This window comes from Flavobacterium album (assembly GCF_003096035.1).
GTDB lineage: Bacteria > Bacteroidota > Bacteroidia > Flavobacteriales > Flavobacteriaceae > Flavobacterium > Flavobacterium album.
This window is the reverse complement of sequence record NZ_CP029186.1, coordinates 447,180-471,730: the sequence shown is the minus strand read 5'-3', so window position 1 is coordinate 471,730 and position 24,551 is coordinate 447,180. Positions and strand designations below refer to the sequence as shown.

The window sequence follows — 24,551 nt, the reverse complement described above, 5'->3', positions numbered from 1 at the left end:
ATTATTGGTTTTTACTCTTCGTCAAATAATAAACCGGTATCCCTCCCAGCATGATCACTACCCCCCATCCGCAGGTCTCGGGCTTGTCTTTCAGCAGCATCACACAGAAAACGGTAGCCAGCAGGATATAAATTGCTGGCAGCACCGGATAGCCAAACGCTTTGTAAGGGCGCTCAGCATGGGGCATTTTCCTTCTCAGGATAAAGATGCCTGCAATGGTCAGGATATAAAAGATCATCACGATGATCATTACATAATCCAGCAGGTCGCCATACTGCCCACTCAGGCAAAGCGCCGACGCCCAAATGCACTGGAACCACAGCCCCCATCCCGGTACACTTGCCCTGTTAAGGCCTGCTGCCTTTTTAAAGAACAGGCCGTCCTTCGCCATAGTATAGTACACCCTTGCTCCGGCCATGATCAGCCCGTTATTGCACCCAAAGGTCGAAATCATGATCATAATGGCAATAATGTAAGTGCCGGTACTGCCGAACATAGGCTGTGCCGCCGCAATGCCCAACCTGTCCAGGTCGGCGAAAGCAATGCCGTCATTAGGCAAAACAGCGAGGTACATGATATTGGCTAAAATATAAATTACCGTTACGATCAGCGTTCCGTAAAAAAGGCTGAGCCCTACATTGCGGTGCGGGTCTTTTATCTCGCCCGAAATGAACGTTACCCCATTCCACGCATCGCTTGAGAACAGCGACCCCACCATCGAGGCCGCAATGGCCGACATCAGTACACCGCCGCCTATGGCTGTCCATGTTTTGGTGTCGCCATTCCATTGCCTTGCGGTCCAGGCGTCCGCCCAGTTGGCATCCCAGATATCGCCTTTGGCTGCCAGTACGAACCCAAATATAATAAGCCCGAAAAGCGAGGCGATCTTGGTAATGGTAAAAATAGTCTGTATGTATTTGCCGTTCTTCACGCCGCGGCTGTTGATGAACGTAAGCAATACGATCGTGGCGATAGATACCAGCTGTGCAGCATTGAGTTTAAAAGCGCCAACTTCATAAAGAATGTTGTCGGGCCCCAAAGGCGGGTACAGGTAGGCGGCAAACTTCCCGAAAGCCACACCAACAGCGGCGATGGTTCCCGTTTGTATTACGGCAAAAAAGCTCCAGCCGTAAAGGAAAGCTATGAGTTTGCTGTAAGATTCTTTAAGGTACACATACTGCCCGCCGGCCTTGGGGAACATGGCACTCAGCTCGCCATAGCTCACGGCTGCGATCATTGTCATTATGCCAGAAAGTACCCATATCAAAATCAGCCATCCGGCGCTGCCCACATTGCGCATCATATCGGCGCTAACGATAAAAATACCCGATCCTATCATCGAGCCTACAACGAGCATAGTGCCGTCGAGCAGGCCCAGTTCGCGCTTTAAGTGCTTGCCTTCGTGTTCGTTTTCCATAATTTGGTTTGGTTTTGGTTGCCTAAAGATATTTAAAAAAGCTTTTCATTGGCGCAGGCAGCCTATAATTGCTATTTTTACTGGTATGCAACGAATTAAGACTATCCCGCAGATCTGCCTGCTGTTGTTTTGCCTTGCCGGCTTTGCCCAGCAAAAAGTAAAGGTGCACCTCATTGCGACCTACCATATGGGCGGCACTACCGATGCCCTGAAAGTCGATGGGACTAAAGACAATATCCTTGGTCCGGAACGCCAGAAACAGATTAATGCCCTTCTCGACATCCTCCAAAAAAAGGATGTGGAAAAGATCTATGTAGAGAACACGCCCGACAAACAAAAGTTTTGGGACAGCATCTATACAGCATACTATACAAAAAAACCTGTCGCACTCCGCAATGAGATTTTCCAGATAGGTATAAAGCTGGCACAGCGGCTCAATATACGTAATGGCGTAAAGTGTATTGACTGGGCGTATGATGAAAGCGCCAAAGCCGGTGACAGGCAATTTACCCAATATGCAATAAAAATGAACCGTCTTTGCGATTCGCTTGGCATAGGCGATAATGATTTTACGGTTTACGATAACATTGTGCTAAAACAGCTTAGCGCCTTTAATGACAATATTCCCAGCCAGGACCTGACTGCCGTATTCCGCAAGCTCAATTCAAAAGACTACCTTAACAAGCTTTTTTATGCCAATATCACAACCTATCTCGATAAGAATGCAGAAGGTACCGGCGCATTTTTTACACAGTATAATATGATGCGCAATGTGAATATTTATTCGAACATTATGCGCGACATCCTTACTGACAGGCCCCAAAGTGTGCTTGTGCTCTATGGTGCAGGCCATATAAAAGCTTTAAAAGATATGTTTCAGGCCCATCCGCTTATTGAAGTAGTAGAATTTGAAGATTATTTCAAAGAGTAAACTTGTTATTTGGGCGTGCCGGCTCCCCCCGATACCTATCGGGACTACGCCGTCGGGCCATCCGCTGTATCCCCGCCGAAAAAGGCGGGGGATGCCGCTCCCTGTCCCTCACGCGGACGCTACGCATCATAACAACGTTTTTAACAGGTCACCCCTCGGGAGATCCGGAAACAGCGAAGTTGAGAAATTTGTGTGAAAATCATTATTGCGTTAGTATGTAAATCCGCGCTAATCTGCCAAAATCCGCGTCATCCGCATTCCATCTTTCTATGTTTCAAATACCAAAACCCGAATCATCGGGCTTCGGACACCCGACTTCGGACTTTTAACGTACTTTAAATATTCTCCAAAACAATAAGCCCTACCTTTACGAAAAACCACCTTACTATGAAAAACCACAACAATGACGGCTTTAAGGTCAATGAAGAAGGCAAGCAGTTCGAACTGCACATCGATGGCCAGGTTGCATTCCTCGAATACTACCGCGAAGGCGAAAAGATATTCCTCACGCATACCGAAGTCCCCGAAGCGTTGCAGGGACGAGGCATTGCGGCCCGTTTGGTAAAGGGCACCTTCCAGTGCGCCAAAGACAACGGGTTTACCATCATGCCCTTATGCTCGTATGTAATGCATTATATCGACGAAAATCCCGAATGGGGCAACATACTTTCCGAAGGGTACAGGATGTAGCAGTGAGGACAATCGAAATTTCGATTATCTTTGTTGCATGAATGAGAATTTAGACCCTACCAACGCCAGGTACAATGCCGAAGAGCTGGACCTTGAAAAGAAGCTCAGGCCCTTATCGTTCGACGATTTTACCGGGCAGGACCAGGTACTGGAAAACCTCCTGGTATTTGTGAAGGCTGCAAATATGCGCAATGAGGCGCTCGACCATACGTTATTCCACGGGCCTCCGGGGCTTGGGAAGACCACACTGGCAAACATCCTTGCGAATGAGTTGGGCGTAGGCATTAAAATAACTTCCGGGCCGGTGCTTGATAAGCCGGGCGACCTTGCCGGGCTGCTCACCAACCTGGAAGAGCGCGACATTCTTTTTATCGACGAAATACACCGCCTGAGCCCTATCGTGGAAGAATACCTGTATTCAGCTATGGAGGATTTCAGGATAGATATCATGATAGAGTCGGGTCCCAATGCACGATCGGTTCAAATAGGGCTTAACCCGTTTACGCTGGTAGGGGCCACCACTCGCTCGGGCTTGCTCACAGCGCCAATGCGTGCCCGTTTTGGGATCTCCAGCAGGCTGCAATACTACACCACCGAACTGCTTACCACAATAGTGCAGCGCAGCTCGATGATCTTAAAAATGCCCATTACCATGGAGGCTGCCATCGAGATCGCAGGCCGCAGCCGCGGGACGCCGCGTATCGCCAATGCACTGCTGCGACGTGTGCGCGATTTTGCCCAGATAAAAGGCAATGGCAAAATAGATGTCGAGATCGCCAAATATTCCCTGAAAGCCCTGAACGTCGATGCCCACGGCCTTGATGAAATGGACAACAAAATACTCAACACCATTATCGACAAATTCAAGGGCGGCCCTGTAGGGCTCTCCACCTTGGCAACAGCCGTATCCGAAAGCGGGGAGACCATCGAGGAAGTATACGAACCGTTCCTGATCCAGGAAGGCTTCATTATGCGAACACCAAGAGGAAGGGAAGTCACTGAAAAGGCATACAGGCATTTGGGTAAGGTACGATTGAATCCGCAGGGAGGCCTTTTCGATTAGATATATAGTAAGTTTATCGGGTATAAAGTCATCAAGAGTAAGCACGTTCCCCGCTCCCCTCTCCTTTGGAGAGGGCCGGGGTGAGGTCTATGAACAATAAAAAACCATATAGTGATTTTATAAAGCAAGAAGCCAAGAGATTAGGCTTCCTTTCATGTGGCATTTCAAAAGCGGTTTTTCTCGAAGAAGAAGCCCCGCGCCTTGAAAAATGGCTCAACGAAGGCCGCCATGGCCAGATGCAGTACATGGAAAATTACTTCGACAAGCGCCTCGACCCGACGCTGCTTGTAGATGGTGCCAAAAGCGTGATCTCCCTGCTGCTGAATTACTATCCGTCAGAAACCCAAACCGAAGGCACTTACAAAATATCCAAATACGCTTACGGGCAGGATTACCATTTTGTCATAAAAGAAAAGCTAAAGGAGCTCCTGCATTCGATACAGTCAACTATCGGTGAAGTAGGAGGGAGGGCCTTTGTAGATTCGGCGCCGGTGCTGGATAAGGCATGGGCAGCCAAAAGCGGCCTGGGATGGATAGGCAAGAACAGCAACCTCCTGAGCAAGCAGGTAGGCTCATTCTTTTTTATTGCCGAGCTTATCGTGGATATCGAACTGGAATACGACCATGCGGTAACCGACCATTGCGGTTCCTGCACCGCCTGCCTCGATGCCTGCCCGACACAAGCCATTATACAGCCTTATGTAGTAGATGGCAGCAAATGCATTTCTTATTTTACCATCGAATTAAAAGACAACCTGCCCGCCGAAATGAAAGGCAAATTTGATGAATGGGCTTTTGGGTGCGACATCTGCCAGGACGTTTGCCCGTGGAACCGCTTCTCCAAACCGCATTCCGAACCGCTCTTCAATCCGCATCCCGACCTGCTTTCCATGACCAAAAAGGACTGGGAAGAAATTACCGAAGATACCTTTAGGGCCGTATTTAAAAATTCCGCCGTAAAGCGCACCAAATACGAAGGCCTTAAAAGGAATATTGATTTTTTGAAGTAATGCGGATATAGCAAAAGTGTGGTTTGTCTTTTAGTTTTCCTTTGAGGAACTTGCGCCTTCTTTGTGCGCCTTTGCGAACAGCTTTTATTCCCAAAAAGAAAACGTTAAAAATTTCTTAGTTCCGTTCTTAGGTTTAACTTTGTAGGTTCGGTATCAAATGTTAAAAAATGAATCAATACAGTAAAAGACGGGAAGCCCTTTTATACCATGCTAAGCCGCATCCCGGCAAGATACAGGTTGTGCCCACAAAGCCTTATGCTACACAGAGGGACCTCTCGCTTGCGTACTCCCCGGGTGTTGCAGAACCCTGCCTTGAAATTGCAAAAGACACAGACAACGTATATAAATATACTGCCAAAGGCAACTTGGTTGCCGTGATCTCTAACGGTACCGCAGTGCTCGGACTGGGCGACATCGGCCCGGAAGCCTCTAAGCCGGTAATGGAAGGCAAAGGCTTGCTGTTCAAGATATTTGCCGATATTGATGTTTTTGATATCGAGGTAGACACCAAGGATGTCGAGGCTTTTATACAGACGGTAAAAAATATCGCGCCTACCTTCGGGGGAATTAACCTCGAAGACATTAAGGCCCCGGAATCGTTCGAGATCGAAAGGAGGCTCGTTGAAGAGCTTAACATACCGGTAATGCACGACGACCAGCACGGTACCGCCATCATTTCCTCGGCAGCGCTGCTTAATGCCATCGAGCTTGCCGAGAAATATATAGAGGAAATTAAGGTTGTAGTTTCGGGCGCCGGTTCTGCCGCGCTGGCCTGTGCCAACCTGTACCTCCTGCTGGGTGTGAAGGTAGAGAACATCATTATGTTCGATAAGGACGGCATGCTCACAAACAGCCGTACCGACCTCTCCGACCTGCAACGGAAATATGCCAAAGAACAACTCATGACATTGAGTGAGGCTGTTGCCGGAGCCGATGTGTTTCTTGGACTTTCGGTGGGGAATATCCTCACGCCTGAAATGCTCCTTAGCATGGCGGCCAACCCGATCGTGTTTGCTATGGCCAACCCGATACCCGAAATAGATTATGGCACTGCAATAGCTACCCGCCCTGATGTGATCATGGCTACAGGACGGTCAGATCATCCTAACCAGGTGAACAATGTGCTTGGCTTCCCCTACATCTTCAGGGGTGCGCTCGATGTCAGGGCCACCAGGATTAACGAGGCCATGAAAATGGCTGCCGTAACTGCCCTGGCCGAACTCGCTAAAGCCCCTGTACCGGAGCAGGTGAATATTGCCTATGGCGAAACCAAACTGAACTTTGGGCGTGAATATATTATTCCGAAACCGTTCGACCCAAGGCTTATAGCTGTAGTGGCACCTGCCGTGGCAAGGGCCGCCATGGAAAGCGGCGTAGCAAAGCACCCGATACTCGACTGGGATAAATATACCGAGGAGCTGTTGGAGCGCCTGGGTAACGATAACAAAATGGTAAGGCTCCTTACCAACAGGGCGAAAACCGACCCGAAACGTATTGTTTTTGCTGAAGCCGACCATCTGGATGTGCTGAAAGCCGCCCAGATCGTACTCGAAGAAAAAATAGGTTTCCCGATACTTTTGGGTAACCGTGAAAAAATAAACATCCTTAAGGCCGAGATAGGCTTTGATGCAGAAGTAGCTATCATCGACCCGAAAACCGATGCCGAGGACGAGAGGCGCTACCGTTATGCCGAGTCCTTCTGGAAAAGCAGGCAGCGCAGGGGCATCAACCTGCTGGATGCGCAAAAGTGGATGCGCGAACGCAATTATTTTGCCGCCATGATGGTAAACGAAGGCGAAGCCGATGCACTGGTTACAGGCTATTCGCGAAGCTATCCTTCTACAGTAAAGCCGATTATGCTGCTGATGGGCAAAGCGCCGGGAGTAACGCGCATAGCAACCACTAACATGATGCTTACCAAAAGAGGGCCGCTGTTCCTTTCGGATACCGCCATCAATCCAAACCCGAATGCAGAAGACCTTGCCAGGATTGCCCTGATGACGGCCCGCACCGTAAGGATGTTTGGTATGGAGCCGGTAATAGCCATGGTGTCGTTCTCCAACTTTGGCTCGTCAACCGATGCTAGTGCTGTAAAAGTGCGCGAGGCGGTGGCTTACCTGCATAAGGAATATCCGGACCTTATCGTAGACGGTGAGATACAGGCCGACTTTGCACTGAACCCCGATTTGCACAAAAGTAAATTCCCGTTCTCGAAACTGGCAGGCAAAAAAGTGAACACGCTTATTTTCCCGAACCTCGAGTCGGCGAATATTACGTATAAGATACTTAAAGAGCTTGATCACGTGGTTTCCATAGGCCCGATAATGCTCGGCATGGACAAGCCGGTGCATATTTTCCAGCTGGGCGCGAGCGTAGAGGAAATGGTGAACATGGCTGCCGTGGCGGTTGTAGATGCACAGGAGAAAGAAAAGCGCCTGAAAATGGCGAAGAATAAATAGAGCGAGCCATGTTTATGATGTAGAAGTGAATTGCGGGAAACGAGCAATGTTACGGGGTTTAAACATCATAAAAGACCCCAAAGGTTTTCAAAACCTTTGGGGTCTTACCAGACTTAAATGTTATTATAGTCAGGGATTAAAGAATTTTACTATTTTTGGGACTGTTAAAAAATTGATATGATAGCACATCTTCAGGGGAGAATGGTAGAAAAAACACCCACAGGTGTGGTAATAGACTGCAATGGGGTAGGTTATGACGTGAATATTTCACTGCATACTTATTCGCTGCTGCCCGATTCTGAACATATAAAACTTTATACGTTTCTCCAGGTAAAGGAAGATGCGCATACCCTTTTTGGGTTTGCCGAAAAGGCCGAAAGGGAGCTTTTTAAGCTGCTGCTTTCGGTTTCGGGTGTTGGTGCCGGTACCGCCCGGACGATGCTTTCCTCGTTGGAGCCAAAGCAGATCATACATTCCATTGCATCGGGTGATGTGGGGACAATACAGTCGATAAAGGGTATTGGCAGCAAAACGGCACAGCGGGTAATACTCGATTTAAAAGATAAAGTGTTAAAACTATACGATTTAGGAGAAGTTTCCGTTACGGGCTACAATACAAATCGTGAAGAAGCGTTATCTGCCTTGGAGGTATTAGGCTTTAACAAAAAATTGGCGGAAAAAGTGATTGAGAAGATTGTTAAGGATGATCCGAATGCAGGGGTGGAGACAATTATAAAATTAGCATTAAAAAACTTATAGTCCTTGAAAACAGTATACTCAAAAGATTTTTATACTCAAATAAAATATACGCTTTCGGTTTTGTTTTTCCTCATCGGTATTGTGGCACAGGCGCAGGTTACTGAAGAAGAGGAAAGCGAAAAAGCTCAGGACACCGTGAAGGGCTATAACAAGGGCAAGGTAGAAATGGCTAACCCCAAAAGCATCATTGAGGCCTATACGTATGATGCTGCCACGAACCGATACATTTACACCAATAAGTTCGACGGCTTTAATATAAATTACCCCATAATACTTACTCCCGAAGAATACCAGGAGTTGGCATTGCGGGAGTCGATGCGGGAATATTACCAGCAAAAATCGAAAGCTATTGATGGCAAGGGCACTACGGAACAGCAGAAAAACCTCCTGCCGCGCTATTATGTGAATTCCAGTTTCTTTGAGACCCTTTTCGGGGGCAACACCATTGATGTAAAGCCACAGGGATCGGTAGAGATAGACCTTGCCGGTCGTTATACCAAGCAGGACAACCCGTCTATCCCGCCAAGGAACAGGAGTACGTTTACCTTTGATTTCCAGCAGCGTATCAGTATGAGCCTGCAGGGAAAAGTGGGTACGAGGCTGGCCGTAAATGCCAATTATGACACCCAGTCGACCTTTGCATTCCAGAACCTTATCAAACTGGAATATACCCCTACAGAAGATGACATTCTCCAGAAGATAGAAATTGGTAATGTTAGCTTCCCGCTTTCCAACTCACTGGTAAGGGGCGCGCAGAGCCTTTTTGGTGTTAAGATGGCATTGCAGTTTGGCAAGACCACGCTGACAGGTATCTTCTCCGAGCAGAAATCGCAAACCAAGACCGTAACGGCACAGGGCGGCGGTACCATACAGGAATTTACCCTCTTCGGGCTGGAATATGATAACGACAGGCACTTTTTCCTTTCGCAATATTTCAGGAACCAATACAACTACTCCTTGCGTAACTATCCCCTTATCGATAGCCGCGTGCAGATAACCCGTATAGAGGTTTGGGTGACCAATAAGCAGAACAGGATCAACGCCGCCGAAAACAACTCCCGGAATATTGTAGCGGTACAGGATTTAGGTGAAGCCCCTGTTGTAGAAGTAGGGGTGCAGGGCCCGGACGATATTACCAATGTAGCGGTTGGTTTTGCAGATAACACAACTACTGCTCCATTCTTCAACGTGCCTGCCAACAGCCCGCCGGACAACGGTAACAACAAGCTTGACCCTACGATAATCCCGGCAGGTTTCATGAATTCGAGTGTAAGGGAAATCGTAACCCTGAACAACAACAGCTTTACCAATGGCCTGGTAGCAAGTGAAGGCCGTGACTATTCCAAGCTTGAAAATGCAAGGAAACTTACGGCAAGCGAATTTACCTACCACCCACAGTTGGGTTATATTTCCCTAAGCCAAAGGCTCAATAACGACGAAGTGCTTGCGGTTGCTTACCAATACACCATTGGCGACAAGGTATATCAGGTGGGAGAGTTTGGTACCGATGGCGTTGCGGCGACAGTTGTTGATAATACCACGACACCGCAAACTCCTGTGCCGGCTACCCAGAGCCTTGTTTTGAAAATGCTTAAGAGTAACCTCATTAGTGTAGACCAGCCTACCTGGAACCTGATGATGAAGAACGTGTACCAGATACCGGGAGCCTTCCAGCTTACGCAGGAAGATTTCCGTTTCAATATATTGTATACCGACCCATCGCCGCTCAATTACATTACCCCGGCGTTAAACGTTGCAAATAGTCCGGATTCCGGTACTTATGCTTTTCCTGATCCGCCAAACCAGGAAGGGCCGGTAGCCGATACGCCTTTGATGCGTGTTTTCAATCTCGACAGGCTCAGTTATGCCAATGACCCGCAGGAAGGCGGTGACGGTTTCTTCGACTTTGTGCCGGGCCTTACGATAGACACACAAAATGGGCGCATCTTTTTTACTACTGTAGAGCCTTTCGGTGAATACCTGTATGATAAGCTGGCCGATGCTACCAATGTGGAAACCTACCAGGAGGATGCGGATGAGAGCAGCTTTAACCCCAACCAGAAGAAATATGTGTACCGGAGCATGTACCGGAGTACACAGGCCGATGCCTTGCAGAGCAGCCAGAAAAATAAATTCCAGCTGAAAGGCCGCTTCAAATCAACCAGCGCGAATGGTATTCCGCTCGGTGCTTTCAACGTGCCGCAGGGTTCGGTGGTAGTTACCGCAGGCGGAAGGGTGCTGGTAGAAGGACAGGACTACACCGTGAACTACCAGGCCGGTATGGTACAGATACTCGACCCGTCACTCCAGGCATCCAATACGCCTATCCAGGTGTCTGTAGAAAACAATGCAGTTTTTGGGCAGCAGACAAGGCGTTTTGCCGGTTTCAACATAGAGCATAAGTTCAATGAAAAGTTTTTGATAGGCGGTACGGTGCTGACGATGTCCGAAAGGCCGTTTACTACCAAGACCAACTACGGGCAGGAATCCGTAAGGAACACGATCTTCGGGCTTAATACGGTATTCTCTACAGAGGTGCCTTTCTTTACCAGGCTGGTAAACAAGCTGCCGAATATGGATACTGATGTGCCTTCCAACTTCTCTTTCAGGGGTGAGGTAGCCATGCTGAAGCCTAATGCTTCCAAAGCCGACCAGTTCAATGGAGAGGCTACTACCTATGTAGATGACTTTGAAGGTTCGCAAACCAATATAGACATGCGTGGCGCACAAGGCTGGTCATTGGCCAGTGCCCCTGTAGGCTTAGGCGGCGAATTTGACGTTAACGTGCTCGATTCCGGCTTCAGGAGGTCGAAACTGGCATGGTACAGCATCGACCCGAGTTTCTATGCACAAAGCGCACGCCCCGATGGCATCAGTGCCACTGATATTTCGTCCAACAGGACAAGGCGTGTGTATTATGACGAGCTGTACCCGGTTACCGATGTGGTGCCCGGCCAGAGCAGGGTGGTAAACACGCTCGACCTTAGCTACTATCCGCAGGAAAGGGGGCCTTATAACTATAACCCGCTTGCTGCACCTACCAATGGCTTTACTTCCGGACAGGCTGCGCAAAACTGGGGCGGTATCATGCGTGCTATCAACTCGACCAATTTTGAGCAGACCAATGTGGAATACATCCAATTCTGGGTAATGGACCCGTATGACGGTACCGATGCCACACCGGCTACGAATACCGGTACGCTTGAAATTAACTTAGGTGAAATATCCGAAGATATACTAAAAGACAACAGGAAGCAATATGAGAACGGGCTCCCGGAAGCGGCAGGCAACCAGCCTACTTTTACTTCGGTATGGGGTAAAGTGCCGGTGTCGCAGTCGCTGATCTATGCTTTCGATACAGATTCTGCCAACCGTAATGTACAGGATGTAGGTTTTGACGGATTGGATGATGCCCAGGAGGCTGCACAATTCCCCACGTTTGCTGCATATCCTGACCCGTCGGCAGATAACTACCAGTTCTTCTTAAGTGCAACCGGAAACGTATTAGATAGATATAAAAATTACAACGGTACACAGGGGAACTCGCCTGTAGATGTGGGCAACAACAACAGGGGCAATACTACGCTCCCTGACACTGAGGACATCAATAGGGACAACACCATGAACACCATTGATGCTTACTATAAATATGAGATACCGATGGTTCCGGGTGTGATACCGGGCCAGGGTTATGTAGTGGACGAAAGGCCGTTCAGTGTTCCAAAAGAAGATGGTACGGGCAACGTTACCGGAAGGTGGCTTTTGTATAAAGTACCGGTACAGGGTGCGGGTGCAGTATCAGTAGGAGGTATCAGCAGCGTACGTTCCATACGTTTCATGAGGATGATCGTAAGGGGCTTTACCAGCGATGTAACCCTTCGTTTTGGTGCGCTCGACCTTGTAAGGGGCGAATGGAGAAGATATGTGAACTCGCTTGATGCCGAGCCGGACAATAACGAAGACGCTACCACCGACAATACAGGCTTCGATGTAGTAGCCCTGAACGTTCAGGAGAATGGCGACAGGCAGCCAATACCTTATAAATCGCCTCCGGGTGTGCGCAGGGAACAGCTTTATAACAACAATGCGGTGATCAACCAGAATGAGCAGGCGTTGTCGTTAAGGGTATATTCAACCGATGGGTCTACCTCTAACAGCAAAGGCCTTGAGCCGGAAGATGCACGTGCGGTATTCAAAAGCGTGAATGTGGATATGCGCCAGTATAAAAAGCTGAGGATGTTCCTCCATGCGGAGGCGCTTTCTTCAGATACCGATTCTGATACGCCGGAACCGAACGGGCTTCAAAGCGGCGAGATGAAGGCGTTCCTTCGTTTTGGTAACGACTTTACCGACAACTTCTACCAGGTAGAGATGAAGCTTGATGTAACTCCACTGAATGCTGTTTCGGAAGACCAGATATGGCCGGAAGCAAACAATATTGAAATATCGCTTGATGCACTGACACGATTGAAAATAGATGTGCTGAACGGCGTTGCCGGAACTCCGGATGCCAATGGTATCTATTACCGCGACATTGACGACAGGATGACCGTAGCCATAAAAGGTAACCCTAACTTTGGCTACGTGCGGACATTGATGCTCGGGGTGAAGAACGGCTACAAGCTGACCGACCCTATGGCAAGGAACCTGCGCGGTGAAGTGTGGTTTAACGAGCTTCGTTTGTCAGATATGGATACCAAAGGCGGTATGGCGGCTATAGCAAGTATGGATACCAACTTTGCCGATTTCGCGACCATATCGGCCACAGGAAGGATGAGCACGGTAGGCTTTGGTACGATAGAGCAGAGCCCTAACGAAAGAAGCAGGGAAGACATGAAGCAGTATGACGTTGTAACCAACTTTGCACTTGGCAAATTGCTTCCGAAAAGCTGGCACATCAACCTGCCGTTCAACTACGGTGTGGGCGAACAGGTGATCACTCCGGAGTATGATCCGTTCCAGCAGGACGTGCGCCTTGATCAATTAATGAATGAGACCGCCGACCAGGCCACAAGGGACAACCTTCGCGAAAGGGCAATTGATTACACGAAGCGAACGAGCATCAACTTTATAGGTGTGAAGAAAGAAAGGGCGCCGGAGCAGAAACAGCACATATACGACCCTGAGAACGTAACGCTTTCTTACTCCTATAACCAGACGGAACACCACGATTACCAGATTGAGGACCTGACCGACCAGCAGGTGAGGGTGGCGGCAGATTATAACTATGCCTTCCAGAGCAAGCCGGTTGAGCCTTTTAAGAATACAGGCTTCATGAAAAAAAGCAACTACTGGAAGCTGTTGAGCGATTTCAATTTCAACTACCTGCCTTCGAACCTTTCATTTAGCTCGAACATCATCAGGCAGTTCAACAGGCAGCAGTACCGTAATGTGGATGTAGAGGGTATTCCTATCAACCCGCTGTATAGGAGGAATTATTTCTTTAATTACCAATACGGCTTCAATTACAACATTACAAAGTCGCTGAAGTTCAATTATGCCGTCTCTACAAGCAATATCGTAAGGAACTATCTCGACGAGAACAATATGCCTATCCAGGAATACACCATCTGGCAGGATTTCTGGAACACAGGAGAGGCCAACTCACACACACAGCAGTTTGTTGTGAATTACGACCTCCCGATCAGCAAGATCCCGGCATTGGCGTTCGTAAAATCAACCTATACTTATAATGGCACCTTCAACTGGCAGCGTTCTACCGATGCGCTATCTTCGGTATCAAAAGATACGAATGGCGATGGTATAGACGATACAGTATTCCAGTTGGGTAATACATTGCAAAATACCAGTCAGCACAAGCTGAACACCACGCTGAACATGGACCTGCTGTACAAGTATGTCGGCTTAGGCCCTAAGAAGCCTGCTGCCAAGAATGCAGCGCCAAAACCTGCCCCGAAACCGGGTGAGAAAGTGACGGCGGCACCAAAACCGGCAACCGAAGGTAATGTGTTTGTGAATGGCCTTGTAGGGGTGCTTACCAGCGTGAAAAACATCCAGATAAACTATACGGAGACCAGCGGTACAGCAATGCCGGGCTTTTTACCGGGTATAGGCTTCCTGGGTACTACCAAGCCAAGCCTTGGGTTTGTGCTGGGCAGCCAGGATTCGGATATCCGTTATGAAGCGGCGAAGAACGGTTACCTGACGAATTACGGTGATTTCAACCAGAACTTCCTGCAAAATACTACAAAACAGCTGAACCTTACGGCGAATATGGACCTGTTTCCTGACTTTAAGATAGACCTTACTGCCGACAGGACCTATGCCGAATACCACTCGGAACAGTTTGATGCTTATAAAGAGCCTATATTTGATAGTAGTGGAAATGTACTTGTACCGGGAGAAAACAGGTACCAGGCACTTTCGCCTTATACCTACGGTAACTTTATGATATCGACCATCCTCATCAAAACAGCGTTCAGTACCAGTGATGTGAACGGGTCTGATGCATTTGATGCTATGAGGAGCAACAGGTTAGTCATCGCCAACAGGCTTGCTACGGAACATTACGGCACAACAAACTTCCCAAGGTATGTAGCAGATGGCACAGGCGGTTTTGCCGATGCGAATGCAGGCTATCCGGTAGGTTACGGAAGGAACAGCCAGGCGGTATTGCTGCCATCGTTCATTGCGGCCTACTCCGGTCAGGATGCAGGGAAGGTTTCAACAGGAGCGTTCAGGAATATCCCGCTGCCTAACTGGGTAGTAAAATATACCGGGCTGATGCGCTACAAGTTCTTTAAGGACAGGTTTAAGCGCTTCTCGCTGCAGCACAGCTATTCGTCGCATTATAACATCAACTCTTACAGGTCGAACTTTGAGTATGTCCAAAACCCGAACGGCCAGGACAACAACGGTATTGGTAATTTCTACACTAAAAATATCATATCGAATGTCAACCTGAGCGAGAATTTCAGCCCGCTGATACGTGTGGATATGGAGATGAAGAACTCGATCAAGATACTTGCCGAGATCAGGAAAGACCGCACGCTGAACATGAGTTTTGATAACAACCTCCTTACAGAGGTAAAGGGTAATGAATATATTGTTGGGTTGGGTTACCGCATCAAGGACGTGACGATCAATTCCAGCCTTGCCGATAATCCGAGCAACGTGATAAAGAGCGATATTAATATTAAAGCCGATTTCTCGTTGAGGAGGAATTCAACTATCGTTCGCTACCTGGATTATGATAACAACCAGTTGGGCGGCGGGCAGAATATATGGTCGATCAAGCTTACGGCAGACTATGCCTTCAGCAAAAACCTTACGGCCATCTTCTTCTACGACCATTCGTTCTCGAAACCGGTGATCTCGACGGCATACCCGCTGACCAACATCCGTTCCGGGTTTACACTGAGGTATAATTTCGGAAATTAAGACGAAAAAACATTTTATAGTTTATCTTATAAAACATACATTTGCTAAAAACAAACAAACTAACTACACATGAATATTCCTGCAGATTTAAAGTACACGAAAGACCACGAATGGGTTAAAATAAATGGCGATACAGCTACAGTAGGCATTACCGATTTTGCCCAGAAAGAATTGGGAGATATTGTATATGTTGAGGTTGAAACACTGGACCAGACATTGGATAAAGATGAGGTTTTTGGAACTGTAGAGGCTGTTAAAACAGTATCCGACCTGTTCCTGCCATTATCCGGAGAGATTATTGAATTCAACGATTCCCTTGAAACCAATCCTGAGAAAGTGAACGGAGACCCTTATGGCGATGGCTGGATGGTGAAAGTGAAAATATCCGATGCTTCTGAAGTAGATACGCTTTTGAGCAGCGAACAATACAGGGAACTGATAGGTGCGTAATAAGTACTTTTGGGCTGCGATTTTCTGGACACTGTTTATTACCGTTGCCTGCTTAGTGAGCAACGACAACTTTAGTGAGCTGGAGAAGATAAAGATGCCCAATAAGGATAAAGTGCTTCACGCTACTTTTTATTTTATATTTACAATACTCTGGAGCTACGGCCTCCGGACGCTGAAAATATCAAATGTAAATAAAAGGCGGATGTGGGCGTTTGTCATCGCCGTTAGTTATGGCATCATCATGGAAGTATGCCAGGGCCTTTTTACAGAAGAAAGGACACCTGATCTGGTGGATGCCATAGCCAATACCACCGGCAGCGCAATAGCCGTTTTGGTTTTATGGCGCTATCAAAGAAGACATTTCAAAAAAAAATCCCCGGCTTATTAGTTGGGGATTCCTGTTTTACGGGAGTCCGATATAAGCATTACGTTCCGTCTGTCACTTCGAGCGCAGTCGAGAAGCATAGATGTTTTCACTTGCGAAACAATACGATATCATTTTTAAATATTATGGATATAAGACAATATTTTGATTCGACCTACCTGAAAACAGCAGTACAGGCCGGGCTTACCGAAGCCGAAAACCGCGGGGTGGTGAAGAAGGTAGTAGAGGAAGCTATCAATGAAAATTTTAAGCTGGTTATGGTACGGCCTGATATGGTAGCTATGGCTAAAGAAATGGTTGTTGCCGCAGGATCTGCTGTAACGGTTGGCACGGTAATCGACTTCCCTCAGGGTAACAGCCCGCTTGAAGATAAGCTGGCTGAAGCTGAGGCTGCAATTAATGATGGTGCCGATGAGCTTGACTTTGTATTGGATTATGCAAAGTTTCAATCGGGAGGCAGTGTTGAAGTAAAAAAACAGGTGCTCGAATGTACACGCCTTGGTCTCGCCCACGGAAAAGTAGTAAAATGGATCATAGAGGTGGCGGCGCTCAATGAACATGAGATCGTACAACTCAGCGCCCTTGTGAAAAATGTGGTGCTTACCCACTTTGAAGAAAGCGATTACAGCCGTGTTTTTGTAAAATCATCTACCGGCTTTTATAAAACAGAAGAAGGCAAACCTAATGGCGCCACCGTGCCGGCCATAAAGCTGATGTTGGAGAATGCATTTCCGCTTCCCGTTAAAGCCGCAGGCGGCGTACGCAATTATAACGAAGCCATAGAGATGATCTCCCTCGGCGTAAAGCGTATCGGGACATCGTCCGCCAAAGCCATTGCCGATAGCGAGGAAGCATCGGGAGGATATTGATATTCAGCTTTTAGGCAAAGGCAGCGTTATGGGCTTGTTAGGGGCCAAAAAAAACCTTCCCGTTTCGGGGAAGGCTCTCGTTTTCATAGCAATTTTTCAAACGAATTTTTCTTTTTCGTAACAACGTAATAAATAACCCTTATGAAGTCATTACACTTATAAGATGCAGGGAAGAAAGAAAGGTTGCGTGCGGGTAAATGATTTTTTATGAAATGTTTTTAGGATAAAAGATTCTGCGGCGAAAAACCACATTATTCACCGCAAATTATGCGGTGGATAATCAATTCACACATAAAAATCACGATTTCATTATGTTTGTTACTTTCTTTTGAAGAAAACTTTTTTTTCGAGTATCTTTGCACCAGTTTTTGAAAACCCAATGAAAATCATTTTGAACGCTTCACAAAACCCGATTTCAATAAAATCGATTTTTTCTGATTTTACCGCTATTACAAAGGCAAGGCTCGCTATAAGCGTGGTGTTTTCCTCTGTTGCGGGTTACCTGCTCGGCGTCTCAGATGAACATGCTTTCAGCTGGGCAACGCTTATCCTGCTTACCATCGGCGGTTATTGCATGGTGGGCGCTTCCAATGTTTTTAACCAGATCATAGAAAAAGACCTTGATGCCCTCATGGATCGCACTAAAAACCGCCCAATCCCTTCGGGAAAAATGTCGGTTAAAAATGCATTTTTGCTGGGCTCGGTGCTAACTATACTCGGTATTGGCATACTGTACAGCATAAATCCTAAAACGGCAATGTTCGGGGCAATCTCGATTTTTCTCTATACAAGCATTTATACCCCGCTGAAAACCATAACCCCGCTTGCTGTGTTCGTGGGCGCCTTTCCTGGTGCAATACCGTTCATGCTTGGCTGGGTAGCTGCTACCAACGACTTCGGTATCGAGGCAGGCACGCTGTTCCTTATACAGTTCTTCTGGCAGTTTCCTCATTTCTGGGCTATTGGCTGGTTCTTGTTCGAGGATTATGAAAAAGCAGGCTTCTTCATGCTGCCTACGGGGAAAAGGGACAAAAAAACCGCATTGCAAACTATCCTTTACACTATATGGCTCATCGTGGCATCGCTGCTGCCGGTTACAGGGTTTACAGGTGAGCTGAAGCTAAGCATCGTGTCGGCTGTAATTGTGTTCCTGCTTGGCTTGTGGATGCTGGTATATGCGGTAAAACTATACAACAAAATGGATGGCCCTGCGGCGAAAAAGCTCATGCTGGTTAGCGTGTCGTATATTTCGCTGATGCAGGTAATATTAGTAGCAGATAAATTTATCAGGTAATTATGATGACGATTGAAGAATATGCCCAAAGGACGGAGAAGTCTAAAAAGATGCTCCTTTGGTTTGGTATGGTAAGCATGTTTATGATGTTTGCCGGACTTACAAGCGCCTATGTGGTGAGTACCTCAAGGCCTGACTGGCTTAACGATTTTGTGTTGCCGAATGCATTTATGATAAGCACGGCAGTAATTATCGCGAGCAGTGTTACCTTTCACCTTGCTAAAATGTCGATCAAAAAAGGCGACAGGAGCGCTACCTCATTCTGGCTTTTGCTAACGCTGGCGCTAGGCCTAGGCTTCGTGGCTGCCCAGTTTTACGGGTTTGACCAGGTAATAAAAAGCGGTTATTTCTTTACCGGGCCGGAGAGCACGGTAACCACCTCGTTCCTGTATATCGTTATTACAGTGCACCTTGCCCACCTTTTTGCAGGCCTCATCGTGCTTTTGGTGGTAATTTATAATCATTTTAAACAAAAATACAATAAGTCTCAAACCCTTGGATTAGAGTTAGGTGCAATGTTTTGGCACTTTCTCGATATTTTATGGGTTTATTTGTTTTTATTTTTCTATTTCTATTAATGGAAAAAAAATGTAAATTTGGAAACTTTTTAACCTAACAATTTTATATGGCAGCGACAGTTACTACAACAGCTACTACAGGTAAAACATGGGACGGCGGGAATGAGCCGATGGGAGCGAGCTATGGCAAACTGATGATGTGGTTTTTCATCGTATCAGATGCCCTTACGTTCTCAGGCTTTCTTGCAGCTTATGGTTTTTCGAGGTTCAAATTCATTGAAACATGGCCTATAGCCGATGAGGTGTTCAACCACTTTCCGTTCATGCACGGTGTGGATGCCCCGATGTACTATGTGGCGTTCATGACATTTATCCTTATCTTTTCATCAGTAACCATGGTGCTTGCTGTAGATGCAGGCCATCACTTGCAAAAAACAAAAGTTGCCGTTTACATGGTGCTTACCATTATAGGAGGTTTTATATTCCTTGGCTCGCAGGCGTGGGAATGGAAAAACTTCATTAAAGGTGAATATGGCGCCATTGAGACAAGGGGAGGTTCTATCCTTCAGTTTGTTGATGCTAATGGCAAAAGGGTAGCCCTTGCTGATTTCGCTGCAGATATCCCTACCGACAGGGTACAGAAAATAAAAAGCCAGGGTATATGGTTCCAACAGGAATCAGCTTTGCCAACCTACACTGTAGAAGAAGTAGTAGAAGGCTTCAAAACACATCCAAACCTGCTTGTAAGGACGGAAGTGCTTACCAAAGACAAAAAGAAGACATTACTGTCAAGGGAAGAGTCTGTCAAAAGGCTTGCTGATGCACACCTTGTTGTTGAAGGTGCTAACCTTGTAAGGAATGAATACGGACATAAACTGTTTGCCAACTTCTTTTTCTTCATTACAGGTTTCCATGGATTCCACGTATTTACCGGGGTTATGCTTAACATCCTTATTTTCTTCAACGTACTTTTAGGTACCTATGAGAAAAGGAGAAGCTACGAGATGGTTGAAAAAATCGGATTATACTGGCACTTTGTAGATTTAGTTTGGGTATTCGTATTCACCTTCTTCTACCTGGTTTAATTATTAAAATATAAGCACAATGGCACATTCGCACGAATCTAATACAAAAAGGATCTGGTTTGTTTTCGGACTTCTGTCTGTTATAACTATCGTTGAGGTTATACTTGGTATCATGAAACCGCCGGCCCTTCACATGACCAACCTTTTGCATATGAACATCCTTAACTGGATTTTCATTATCCTTACGATTGTTAAGGCCTACTACATCGTTTGGGCGTTCATGCACATCGAAGGTGAAAAAACCAGCCTTAAATGGTCGGTAGTACTACCGGTTGTATTCCTGGTACTGTACTTATTGTTCATCATTCTTATCGAAGGTGATTACATCCACGAAGTGTTCAAGCACTCACACTACAAGTGGATATTCTAAAAATATATTCTCTCTAAAAAAGGCGGTTTTTAACCCGCCTTTTTTTATTTTTGCAAAGGAAATTTCCTTTATCATGAAAAGAAAGATTGTTCTTGTTGTCCTGCTCATACTGCCTCTTACCATGTATGTTTATTTTTCAATGGCAAAGCATAATTCTCTCTTCCTTCCCGTAATTACAAAGAACGTAGCCGAAGCTCCTCCGGGTAAGACTTTAGATGATAAGCCGGTTCACCTGAAAGGTAAGATTACCATTGTAGGTTTTTTAGGCAAAGACATCATAAAAAAGAAAGAGACCATCTTCAATGTCAACCAGAAGATAAACAATAAATACAAGGACTTTACCGATTTCCAACTCCTGATGATTGTCCCTGACGGCGCACAGGATGAAGTGAAACAGGTAATATCAGAACTAAAGGCAATGGGGGACATCTCCAACTGGAAATTCATTTTTGCCCAGCCGCAGGATATCACAGACTTCTACAAATCCTTAAAAGTGCGTGAGCCGCTTGGCGCCGACTTCTCCACCTACAATATTTTTATATTGGATAAAGACAGCAGCCTGAGGGGCAGGAAAGGAAAAGATAAAGAGACCGGCGAAGATGAATTTAAAGACGCATATAATTCCTTCTCGGCGGCTGAACTCCACAACGAGATGACCGATGATGTAAAGATCCTGTTGAGGGAATACCGCCTTGCACTCCGTAAAAATGATACCCTGAAAGGTGTTAAAAGAGAAATATAATGAAAAAGAGATATTCATACATAGGCGTATCGTTCATCATCCTTATTTTCGGGATCTGGGCAGTGCCGAAGATTGTAGCAAAATTCCAGAAATCCGACCTTGTAGAAATTGGGCCTGCGCCAAAATTTGAGCTGACCGACCAGAACGGCAAAAAGATATCCAATAAAGATTACTTAGGGAAAGTTTACGTTGTTGAGTTTTTCTTTACAACCTGCCCAACCATCTGCCCTAAAATGAACGAGAATATGCTGACGCTCCAGGAAGCATATTACGGTAACCCGAAATTCGGCGTGGCCTCAATCACGATCAACCCTGAAAATGATACACCGCAGGTCCTAAAAGAGCATGCCGAGAAGCTGGGTGTAAAGCACTACAACTGGCATTTCCTTACCGGTAAAAGGGAATATATTTTTAACCTTGCCAAAGAATTCAAGCTGTATGCGGGAGTGAACCCGGAAGCTGCAGGAGGCTTTGAGCATTCGGGCATGTTTGCGCTAATTGATAAAGAAGGCAATATAAGAAGCCGCAAAGACACGTATGGCAACCCGATATTGTACTATGACGGGCTTGAGGAGCCCGGCGTGAAAGCCATAAAAGAAGACATCAAGAAACTACTCGAAGAATAATGGAAAATACAGTTAACAAGAACGCTGAAAAAAAATATAATGTCTGGATCATCCTGTTGTCGGTTGTTATACCCATAGCAGTGGCGGTGCTTTTTAAGGTGAAGCTTAAAGACCTTGGTTATGATGTACAGCCGCTCTCGTTCCTGCCGCCAATATATGCAGCAATAAACGGCGCTACTGCCATTGTTTTGGTTACAGCGGTTTGGGCAGTGAAAAATGGTAAACAAAAACTCCACGAGAACCTGATGAAATTTGCAATTGGCCTGTCAGTTGCGTTTCTTGTAATGTATGTAGCCTACCACATGACCGCTGATTCTACACCCTACGGGGGCGAGGGCTTTATGCGTTACGTATATTTCTTTATACTGCTTACGCATATCGCCTTATCGGTAATCATCATACCTTTTGTTCTTATAACCTATGTAAGAGCCATCGCTGGTAACTTCGAAAGGCACAAGAAGCTTGCCCGCATTACTTATCCGTTATGGTTGTATGTAGCGGTGACCGGCGTGATCGTTTACCTGATGATATCGCCTTATTACACCCACTGATATGAGTGCTAAATCCAAATATTTATCGGTAGCTGTACTGGTTCTTTTTTCTGCGATGGCAAATGCCCAATGCGCCATGTGCCGTGCCGCCCTGGAAAGCAGCGATGGCGGCATTAAAGCCGAATCGGTTAATGATGGTATCGTCTACCTCATGGTGCTCCCTTACCTGCTTGTTGCCCTTGTAGGCTATGCTGTATACAGGCTTAGGAAAAAGAAAAAAGCAGAGGCTTAGTTTTCAGTCGCAGTCTCAGTTTCAGTCAAAACATTCAATTAAATAAACAAAACAGCCGTGCTTCTCAGTACGGCTGTTTATGTTATGGTGTATGATCTTTCTTCCGGTATTTGTTGATGGCAAACCTTGAAGATGGTTTCGTGCCTGCAATTACGGCCAGCGGGGGAAAATTCGCGTCAATCCGCCCAAATCCGTGTCATCCGCGTTCCTCTAACTGAAAACTAAAATTACTTCATCCCATCGATCTTCAAATCCATTTTACCCGAGCCTTTTATAAATGCAATGATCGCATTATTGGTAAGCTCCACTTTGTCAAATTCAAAATCATTAAGCGTACCGTTTACGAATACTCCCGGTATCGGTGAGTAGTTGGTAACGTAAGGCAGGAGGTTCTTCTTGCCGTCCTCAAGGTTTTGCTTGATCGAGTAGCGGCAGTTTTCCTGTATCTTTTTCAGGATAAAACCTTCGGCAAGCCAGTTGGCGGTTTTCATCAGGATGCTTTTTGTATTCAGTACATAGTCCATCTGGTCGAAATAGATCTCTTTAGTCACCGCATTGTAGTTAGGGTATCCTGTCAGGTAAATAGTACCGTTGATGCTTCCGGTCATATCCAGCGCGATGATCATTTTGCCGTCCTTGCTCCAAAGGTCTACCTTCTGTACGGTCACTTTTCTTTTGCCTTCGCCAAATTCCTGCCCCTGGAAGTTTTTGGTAATTACTTTAGAAGCGCTTTCATAAGTAGAAACCGCAGCCACAACCACGTCAATTTTATCAGGCATAGATGAAACCGCCTTCAGTACAACATTCTCCTTCTTGAACGTCTTTTTAGGCTGCTGGCCCACTCGGGTTTCCATAGTGCATTTCAGCCCCATGTTCATTGTGATCTGTTTTTTAGACAGCACCGCATCGGTCACATACAGCTCAACGGGGTTAAGAGTGAACCATGTTTCATACTGCTCGCTTGTAAGGTAAGGAGTGTTCAGTTTTTCAAGTGCAGCCAGTACCTGCGGTTTGAAATCGGTTACTTTCGAAATTGATTTGTCCAGCTCTGATTCAATCTTCGATTTGAACAATTTTAAGGCAGGATTGATAAGGTAAGTGATGGCTACCTTTTTCCCCGCAATGGTAACAGTAGGGCTTTCTTTCCACTCGAGTGATTCGATAGTAGTGGTGGTGGTCATTTTCCAGTTAGAAAGTCCTATTTTGCTGCTGAAAGTTATAATAGCATCCATGTTTACTTCGCGGGTATCATACAGGTCCATCCCAAGGGCAGAGGTGCCGTATTTTACATTGGCGGTCACCTTGATCGGGATAACCGACTGCAGTTTGCCTTTTTGTTCAGAGAATTTTATGGGTGCGGTTTTCCACACTTTCATGGCAATCTTATCGTCTTCAATATTATTGTCTTCATACACGAGCCCGGTCATTAGTTTGTTAGCCTGCGTTTCCACATCGGCTATGCTGATGCTCACAGGAAGGTTGATGAAGGATGTGGCCGACTGGTACACAACATCGGTCGTATTTCCCGGCTCCGGCTTCAGTGCTTCGATCTTTTTGGTAGTGGCGCACCCGGATAATAGCAGGGTGAAAGAAAATAATGTAGCAAATAGTAATGCTCTCATGGTGATGATATTGTAAATTTGCCGCAAAATTAGTATTATTTTCCGTAACAATTTTAACATCAAAGCGTCTAATAAAA

Annotated in this window: 20 protein-coding genes; 18 read left to right on the top strand and 2 right to left on the bottom strand. The window is 46.3% G+C overall.

The window, feature by feature from the left end; translation table 11 throughout:
- Position 1: 1 nt before the first annotated feature.
- A complete protein-coding gene (locus HYN59_RS02110) occupies positions 2 to 1,417 on the bottom strand; it encodes an APC family permease (RefSeq protein WP_108776687.1) in 1,416 nt (471 codons plus the stop codon).
- Between the two features lie 85 nt (positions 1,418 to 1,502).
- On the opposite strand from HYN59_RS02110, the gene HYN59_RS02105 reads away from it, so the two are divergent.
- From HYN59_RS02105 to HYN59_RS02020, 18 genes are all read left to right on the top strand, one after another.
- Positions 1,503 to 2,348 (top strand): DUF5694 domain-containing protein, encoded by an 846-nt coding sequence (locus HYN59_RS02105; protein ID WP_108776686.1) that lies wholly within the window; start codon positions 1,503 to 1,505, stop codon positions 2,346 to 2,348.
- A gap of 387 nt (positions 2,349 to 2,735) precedes the next feature.
- Positions 2,736 to 3,038, top strand: coding sequence for a GNAT family N-acetyltransferase (locus tag HYN59_RS02100; RefSeq protein WP_108776685.1), 303 nt, complete (start codon positions 2,736 to 2,738; stop codon positions 3,036 to 3,038).
- Positions 3,039 to 3,075: 37 nt separating this feature from the next.
- The gene (gene ruvB / locus HYN59_RS02095) at positions 3,076 to 4,101 is read left to right on the top strand and encodes a Holliday junction branch migration DNA helicase RuvB (RefSeq protein ID WP_108776684.1); all 1,026 of its coding nucleotides are present in this window, start codon (positions 3,076 to 3,078) and stop codon (positions 4,099 to 4,101) included.
- 89 nt (positions 4,102 to 4,190) lie between these two features.
- The gene (gene queG / locus HYN59_RS02090) at positions 4,191 to 5,111 is read left to right on the top strand and encodes a tRNA epoxyqueuosine(34) reductase QueG (protein ID WP_108776683.1); all 921 of its coding nucleotides are present in this window, start codon (positions 4,191 to 4,193) and stop codon (positions 5,109 to 5,111) included.
- Positions 5,112 to 5,278: 167 nt separating this feature from the next.
- Positions 5,279 to 7,570: an NADP-dependent malic enzyme gene (locus HYN59_RS02085; protein ID WP_108776682.1), complete on the top strand. Its 2,292-nt coding sequence runs from the start codon at positions 5,279 to 5,281 to the stop codon at positions 7,568 to 7,570.
- Positions 7,571 to 7,747: 177 nt separating this feature from the next.
- Positions 7,748 to 8,329: a Holliday junction branch migration protein RuvA gene (ruvA, locus tag HYN59_RS02080; RefSeq protein WP_108776681.1), complete on the top strand. Its 582-nt coding sequence runs from the start codon at positions 7,748 to 7,750 to the stop codon at positions 8,327 to 8,329.
- Between the two features lie 3 nt (positions 8,330 to 8,332).
- On the top strand, positions 8,333 to 15,730 hold the full coding sequence (gene sov, locus HYN59_RS02075) for a T9SS outer membrane translocon Sov/SprA (RefSeq protein WP_245895642.1): 7,398 nt from the start codon (positions 8,333 to 8,335) through the stop codon (positions 15,728 to 15,730).
- Positions 15,731 to 15,799: 69 nt separating this feature from the next.
- Positions 15,800 to 16,180, top strand: coding sequence for a glycine cleavage system protein GcvH (gene gcvH / locus HYN59_RS02070; RefSeq protein WP_108776680.1), 381 nt, complete (start codon positions 15,800 to 15,802; stop codon positions 16,178 to 16,180).
- Positions 16,173 to 16,568 carry a VanZ family protein gene (locus tag HYN59_RS02065; protein WP_108776679.1) on the top strand — a complete coding sequence of 132 codons (396 nt, stop codon included), beginning with the start codon at positions 16,173 to 16,175 and terminating at the stop codon, positions 16,566 to 16,568. The genes gcvH and HYN59_RS02065 overlap by 8 nt, the downstream gene beginning before the upstream one ends.
- Positions 16,569 to 16,690: 122 nt before the next feature.
- The gene (deoC, locus tag HYN59_RS02060; RefSeq protein WP_181369493.1) at positions 16,691 to 17,434 is read left to right on the top strand and encodes a deoxyribose-phosphate aldolase; all 744 of its coding nucleotides are present in this window, start codon (positions 16,691 to 16,693) and stop codon (positions 17,432 to 17,434) included.
- A gap of 391 nt (positions 17,435 to 17,825) precedes the next feature.
- Positions 17,826 to 18,728 (top strand): heme o synthase, encoded by a 903-nt coding sequence (gene cyoE / locus HYN59_RS02055; RefSeq protein ID WP_181369542.1) that lies wholly within the window; start codon positions 17,826 to 17,828, stop codon positions 18,726 to 18,728.
- A gap of 2 nt (positions 18,729 to 18,730) precedes the next feature.
- Complete coding sequence (locus HYN59_RS02050; protein ID WP_108776677.1) at positions 18,731 to 19,306, top strand: cytochrome c oxidase subunit 3; 576 nt, start codon at positions 18,731 to 18,733, stop codon at positions 19,304 to 19,306.
- A 47-nt stretch (positions 19,307 to 19,353) separates the two neighbouring features.
- On the top strand, positions 19,354 to 20,331 hold the full coding sequence (locus tag HYN59_RS02045; protein WP_108776676.1) for a cytochrome c oxidase subunit 3: 978 nt from the start codon (positions 19,354 to 19,356) through the stop codon (positions 20,329 to 20,331).
- A gap of 19 nt (positions 20,332 to 20,350) precedes the next feature.
- Positions 20,351 to 20,701: a cytochrome C oxidase subunit IV family protein gene (locus HYN59_RS02040; RefSeq protein ID WP_108776675.1), complete on the top strand. Its 351-nt coding sequence runs from the start codon at positions 20,351 to 20,353 to the stop codon at positions 20,699 to 20,701.
- A gap of 73 nt (positions 20,702 to 20,774) precedes the next feature.
- Positions 20,775 to 21,443, top strand: a complete 669-nt coding sequence (locus HYN59_RS02035; RefSeq protein ID WP_108776674.1) for a hypothetical protein — start codon at positions 20,775 to 20,777, stop codon at positions 21,441 to 21,443.
- On the top strand, positions 21,443 to 22,069 hold the full coding sequence (locus tag HYN59_RS02030) for an SCO family protein (RefSeq protein WP_108776673.1): 627 nt from the start codon (positions 21,443 to 21,445) through the stop codon (positions 22,067 to 22,069). The genes HYN59_RS02035 and HYN59_RS02030 overlap by 1 nt, the downstream gene beginning before the upstream one ends.
- Entirely contained in the window at positions 22,069 to 22,620 is a 552-nt protein-coding gene (locus HYN59_RS02025) for a DUF420 domain-containing protein (protein ID WP_108776672.1), read from the top strand. Before HYN59_RS02030 ends, HYN59_RS02025 begins: the two co-directional genes overlap by 1 nt.
- A 1-nt stretch (position 22,621) precedes the next feature.
- Positions 22,622 to 22,852, top strand: coding sequence for a hypothetical protein (locus tag HYN59_RS02020; protein WP_108776671.1), 231 nt, complete (start codon positions 22,622 to 22,624; stop codon positions 22,850 to 22,852).
- Between the two features lie 227 nt (positions 22,853 to 23,079).
- Here HYN59_RS02020 and HYN59_RS02015 read toward each other — a convergent pair whose 3' ends face one another.
- Positions 23,080 to 24,474, bottom strand: coding sequence for a DUF4403 family protein (locus HYN59_RS02015; RefSeq protein WP_108776670.1), 1,395 nt, complete (start codon positions 24,472 to 24,474; stop codon positions 23,080 to 23,082).
- Between the last annotated feature and the right edge of the window lie 77 nt (positions 24,475 to 24,551).